The 5,488-nt window shown below is 66.7% G+C and carries 6 protein-coding genes; 4 read left to right on the forward strand and 2 right to left on the reverse strand.

The window, feature by feature from the left end; all coding sequences use genetic code 11:
• Together I71_RS02145 and I71_RS02150 are read left to right on the forward strand one after the other, a co-directional pair.
• A partial coding sequence (locus I71_RS02145) for an iron-containing alcohol dehydrogenase (RefSeq protein ID WP_042689656.1) occupies positions 1 to 448 on the forward strand: 448 nt, incomplete at its 5' end.
• Between the two features lie 28 nt (positions 449 to 476).
• Positions 477 to 722: a hypothetical protein gene (locus I71_RS02150; protein ID WP_042689659.1), complete on the forward strand. Its 246-nt coding sequence runs from the start codon at positions 477 to 479 to the stop codon at positions 720 to 722.
• Between the two features lie 77 nt (positions 723 to 799).
• On the opposite strand, the gene I71_RS02155 is transcribed toward I71_RS02150, so the two are convergent.
• Positions 800 to 2,398, reverse strand: coding sequence for a DHA2 family efflux MFS transporter permease subunit (locus tag I71_RS02155; protein WP_042689662.1), 1,599 nt, complete (start codon positions 2,396 to 2,398; stop codon positions 800 to 802).
• Positions 2,395 to 3,537, reverse strand: a complete 1,143-nt coding sequence (locus I71_RS02160; protein WP_042689665.1) for an HlyD family secretion protein — start codon at positions 3,535 to 3,537, stop codon at positions 2,395 to 2,397. The genes I71_RS02155 and I71_RS02160 overlap by 4 nt, the downstream gene beginning before the upstream one ends.
• A gap of 415 nt (positions 3,538 to 3,952) precedes the next feature.
• Here I71_RS02160 and I71_RS02165 point away from each other — a divergent pair, with 415 nt between their 5' ends.
• Both I71_RS02165 and I71_RS34735 read left to right on the forward strand, forming a co-directional pair.
• The gene (locus I71_RS02165) at positions 3,953 to 4,495 is read left to right on the forward strand and encodes a GAF domain-containing protein (RefSeq protein ID WP_083896922.1); all 543 of its coding nucleotides are present in this window, start codon (positions 3,953 to 3,955) and stop codon (positions 4,493 to 4,495) included.
• Positions 4,496 to 4,624: 129 nt separating this feature from the next.
• Positions 4,625 to 5,488 (forward strand): GAF domain-containing protein (locus tag I71_RS34735; protein ID WP_148294125.1); only part of this gene is annotated, 864 nt, incomplete at its 3' end.

A 5,488-nucleotide genomic window follows, 5' to 3' on the forward strand; every position in this document is an offset into this window, starting at 1 on the left:
CGCCAATGTGATCCGTTACAACGCGGCGGACATCCCGACCAAGCAGACGGCGTTCAGCCAGTATGACCGTCCGAAGGGCGTGGCGCGCTATGCGCAGATCGCCCGTCATCTGGAGCTGGGCGGCAGCCGCGACCATGAGCGGGTGGAGAAGCTGGTTGCCTGGGTGGAGGAGATGAAGCGGGCGCTGGACATCCCGGCCTCGATCCAGGCGGCGGGGGTGCCGGAGGCGGCGTTCCTCGCCAAGGTCGATGCGCTGGCCGAGGCCGCCTTCGACGACCAGTGCACCGGCGCCAACCCGCGCTATCCGCTCGTCGCCGAAATCAGGCAGCTCCTCATCGACAGCTACTATGGCCGCGCCTATGTCGAGCCGTCATCCCAGGATGCGGCGCCGGTCGAGGTGAAGTCTTCCGCAAAGACCGCCCGCAAGGAAGCGGCGCTGGCCAAGTAAAACAACCCTTCAGTCGAGGACCGGGATCATGAGCAAAGCGATCATGTGGGCCGAAGCCGATGCCCGCGGTTTTGAAACCGAATGTCTGTTCAACGAGGACAACCGCAGCTACGAGGTGCTGGTCTGCGCCAAGGGGCTGGGAATTGACCGGGCGGAGAGCTTCCCCGTGGTCGAGGACCCCGGCCTGGGCATGAGCCCCGCCGACCTGCACCAGTCGATCAAGCTGGCCGACCGGCTGGTATGGGAAATGGAGCGGTCGCTGGGCGACCTCTGACAGCGGACAGGGACGGAGCGTGGGGCGGGGTGCGACGGCATCCCGCCCCCGCTTTTTTCCATATGCAGGCCGCCAGGCTACCGCTTCACAGTCCGCAGGATCAAAGCCAGCGGCACCGCCGAGGCGGAGATCAGCATCAGCGCGAAGAACACGTCGATGTAGGCCCAATATGCGGTCTGCATCTGCACCTGCTGCCCGATGAAGGCCATCGCCCGTTCCCGTGCCCCCGCCTCCCCGCCGGCCATGGAGAAATAGCTCGTCGCCTGTTCGACGGTCCGCTGATAGGCCGGGTTGGACGGCACGATGTGCTCGACCAGACGGCTGTGGTGGAACTGCTCGCGGAAGGCCAGCACATTCTGGGCGATCGACACGCCGATGGAACCGCCGACATTGCGCGCGACGTTGATGAGGGCCGAGGCCTGATCGGTCTTGTCGCGCGGGATGCCGTCATAGGACGCCGTGGTGATCGGGATGAAGATCAGCGGCAGGCCGATGCCGATATAGATGCGCGACCAGGCGAAGAACCAGAAGGTGGAGTCCGGGTTCAGCCGCGTCAGATCCCACATCGCCAGCGCCACGATGGTTGCGCCGGTGGCGATCAGGTATTTCGGCTGGATCAGGCCCGACAGCCGCCCGACGATCAGCATCATCACCATGGTGACCATGCCGCCCGGCGACAGGGCAAGCCCGGCCCAGGTGGCGGTGAAGCCGTAATATTGCTGGAGAAGCTCCGGCAGGAACTGGGTGGTCGCGATCAGGATGGCGCCGGTCGCCAGCATCACCAGGAAGCAGGAGCCGAACTGCCGCGTCGCCACCATCCGCAGATCGAGGATGGGGTTCGCCCGCGTCATCTCCCACGGAATCATCAGGCAGAAGGATGCCGCGCAGATGATGGCGAAGGCGATGATGAAGCCCGACGCGAACCAGTCGTCGGTCTGGCCGCGGTCCAGCACCACCTCCAGCGACCCCAGGAAGGTCGCCACCAGCAGGAAGCCGACCACGTCCATGCGGATGCCCTGGCGCTTCAGCCGCCGCCGCTCCTCGATGGCCGATTTCGGCTCCTGCACCAGAAAGCTGACCAGGGCGAAGGCCATCAGCCCGACCGGCCCGTTGATCAGGAAGCACCAGTGCCAGGACAGATTGTCCGACAGCCAGCCGCCCAGCGTCGGCCCGACCACCGGCGCCACCACAACGGCGATGCCGAAGATGGCGAAGGCCTGCCCGCGCTTGGCCGGCGGGAAGCTGTCGGCCAGGATCGACTGCGAGATCGGCACCATGCCGCCGCCGGCGAAGCCCTGGAGCACCCGGAACAGCAGGAGCGATTCCAGATTCCAGGCGAAGCCGCAGGCCAGCGAGCTGGCGGTGAACAGCCCCAGGCAGGCCAGATAGAAGCGCTTGCGGCCATAGCGCTTGGCGATGAAGCTGCTGGCGGTCAGCACGATGGCATTCGCCACCAGATAGGAGGTGACGACCCACGACGCCTCGTCGGCGCTGACCGCCAGCGTGCCGGAGATGTAGCGCAGGGCAACGTTGGCGATGGTGGTGTCCAGAACCTCCATGAAGGTGGCGATGGAGACCACCACGGCGATCAGCCAGGGATTGCGGCCGCCGGCGGCACTCTGCGCCGCATCGAAACCGCCGCCGCCCTGCCCCGCTCCTTCGGCGGCGGCGCTCATCGCACCGTCACCCGCGGCACCACCGACATGCCGGGCCCGATGGAGACGCCGTCCGGCCACCGATCGACCACGATCTTCACAGGAATGCGCTGCACCACCTTCACATAGTTGCCGGTGGCATTCTCCGCCGGCAGCAGCGAGAAGGCGGTGCCGGAGCCGGGCTGCACGCTGTCGACATGGCCGGTGACCTTGCGGCCGGGATAGGCATCGATGCGGATCTCCACCGGCTGGCCCGGCCGCATGTCGGTGATCTGGGTTTCCTTGAAATTGGCGGTGACCCAGATGTCGTCGGGGACGAAGATGGCGAGACTCTGGCCGGCCTGGACGAATTGGCCGACCGCCCCGCTCAGCTGCACCACCCGGCCGGGCTGCGCCGCGGTGACGGTGGTGTAGGACAGGTTCAGCTGGGCCTGGGCCAGCTGCGCCTTCGCCCGCGCCAGGTCGGCCACGGCGCTGGTCCGCTGGGCCTGGAGCGCCCCGACCTGCCGTTCGGCGGCGATCACCGCGGCATTGGCGCTGGTCAGCTTGCCCTGCTGTTCCTGCAGGTTGGCGGTGGATTGCTGCGCCTGCTGGACCGTTCCGGCCCCGCGGGTCTGCAGGTCGCGATAGCGCGCCGCATCCTCCTTGGCGAAACCGACGGCGGCCTCGGCCTGCGAGACCTCTGCCCTGGCCTGATCGATCTGGGCGCGCTGGGCATCGATCTGGGCGTCGTAACCGGTGATCGCCGCCTGGGCGGAGTCGATCTGGGCCTGCGCCTGATCCAGCGCCGTCTGGTAGTCGCGCGTGTCGATGCGGAACAGCAGGTCGCCGGCATTCACATGCTGGTTGTCGCCGACCGCCACCGCCGTCACATAGCCGGCCACCTTCGGCGCCACCGGAAACTGGCGGGTGTCGATGAAGGCGTCATCGGTCGATTCATAGGGATGGATGTTGCGTTGCCAATAGATGGAACCGCCCACCGCCAGCAGGGCGACGACCGCCAGACCGGCAAGGATCGCCAGCGGATGGCGGCGGATGAAGCCGGGCCTCCTGCCGCCATCGCCTGCGGCCGGCTGTCCGCGTTCACTGCGGCCGGCATCCTCGCCGGCTTCCTGTTCGGTGAGATCGACGACATCCCTGCGATGCTGGTCGTCCGGCATGGTTTGACGCTCCTGACCGAAATGCCGGGCGAGCAGCAAAGGCCCGGTCGTTGTCGCGCGGGAGCAGCCCGCTCCCCAGCGCGAAACACCGCAAACCCCCATTGCGTTGCACAAGATCGGCGGAAAGCCGACGGACGTGTCCGCAGAACAGCCATGCCGCAGGTTGGGGGGTGGAGGACGGGCATCCGGGCGGACGGCCAAGACCGGGACGGCGGCAGCCCGTCGGAAAGTCACACCATCCGATCTGTCCATGACGCGGGAAATAATATCGGATCCAGCAGATCCAAATTCAGCCGCACGCGTAAAAAGAAGGCACCGAATCTCAAGTCACAATGACTGCCATTTCCATCCGTCATACATAGTATTTGGCTCTTGACAGAAAATCTTCCCGTAAACCGACCATGGAGTCGCCCCCATGACAGAGCTGAAGGAGACCAACGCCAGCGGAGCCATCCCGCAGGCCCTCGGCCGCGGCGGCCTGCCGTTCGACGACGAGGCGGCGCGGCTGGAGGCGCTGCGGCACACCGGGCTGCTCGACAGCGATCCCGAACCCGCCTTCGACGATCTGGTCTCCTGGGCCTGCGACCATTTCCGCGTGCCCATCGCGCTGGTGTCGCTGCTGGACGCCGACCGGCAATGGTTCAAGGCTCGCCGCGGCCTGGCCGTGCAGGAAACCCCGCGCGACGTCGCCTTCTGCCGCTTCACCATCCGCCAGAGCCTGCCGATGGTGGTGGAGGATGCCGCATGCGATCCGCGGTTCCACGACAGCCCGCTGGTGCTGGGCGAGCCGCACATCCGCTTCTATGCCGGTGCGCCGATCATCAACCGGCAGGGGCTGGCGCTGGGTTCGTTCTGCATGATCGATACCGTGCCGCGCCGCTTTGGCACCGTAGACCGCATGGTGTTGGCCCAGCTGTCGGTGAAGGCGCTGGCCGCCATCGAGAGATGGCAAGATTAGAAACGGCAGGTTGTTTTTGTGTTGCGGCGCACCATTCTGTCTGGCGTGCCGATGGATTTGGCCGCAGGATCGGTACCGGAATTGCTCAAAGCGACATTCGATTCAAGAAGCGATACTGCCCGACAGACGATGACGACCTCCACCACGCCCGCACATCGAATCCCGCCGATCCCGGCCCGCGAGGAGGACCGTCTTGCGGCGCTTCAGCGGTTTGAGCTGCTCGACACTCCGGCGGAGCCGGCCTTCGACCAGATCACGCGGCTTGCCGCCAAGCTGCTGAAGGTGCCGGTCGCGCTGATCTCGCTGGTCGACCGCGACCGCCAGTGGTTCAAGTCGCGGATTGGGTTGCCGGTGCAGGAGACACCGCGCGAGCATGCCTTCTGCGCCCATGCGCTGGAGTCCGACGCCCTGCTCGTGGTCGGCGACGCCCGGCAGGACGAACGGTTCGCGAACAACCCGCTGGTGACCGGCGATCCCAACATCCGCTTCTATGCCGGCGCACCGCTCCGCACGGCCGACGGGCTGGCGCTCGGCACCATCTGCGTGATCGACGACCAGCCGCGTCCCGCCCTGACACCGGAGGAGGAGGAGGCGCTGCGCGACCTGTCGGCGATGACGATGGCGCATATCGAGGCGCGCCGCGCCGTCGGCTATCTGCATCCGGTCACCTCGCTGTCGAACCGCTTCCGCTTCCTCGCCGATGTCGAGGCACTGATGGCCGATCCGGCCTCGGCCGCGATGACGGCGGCGGTCATCGACTGCGCGGCGTCCCAGCAATATGCGGAGTTGACCCGGGTGCTGGGGCAGGTCTGCGCCGACGCGTTCGAGATCGATTGTGCCCGCCGCATCGTTGCCTGTCTGCCGGACCACGCCCGGCTCTACCATGTGTCGCCGGCCCGCTTTGCTTTTCTTATGCCAGAAGGCGGGACGGCGGACGGCGAGTCAGCCGCTACCCTGCCCGCCGGTCTGGGACGCATCGATGGCGCGATCCGC

Origin of the sequence: Azospirillum sp. B506 (assembly GCF_000333595.1) — a bacterium.
Classification (GTDB): Bacteria; Pseudomonadota; Alphaproteobacteria; order Azospirillales; family Azospirillaceae; genus Azospirillum.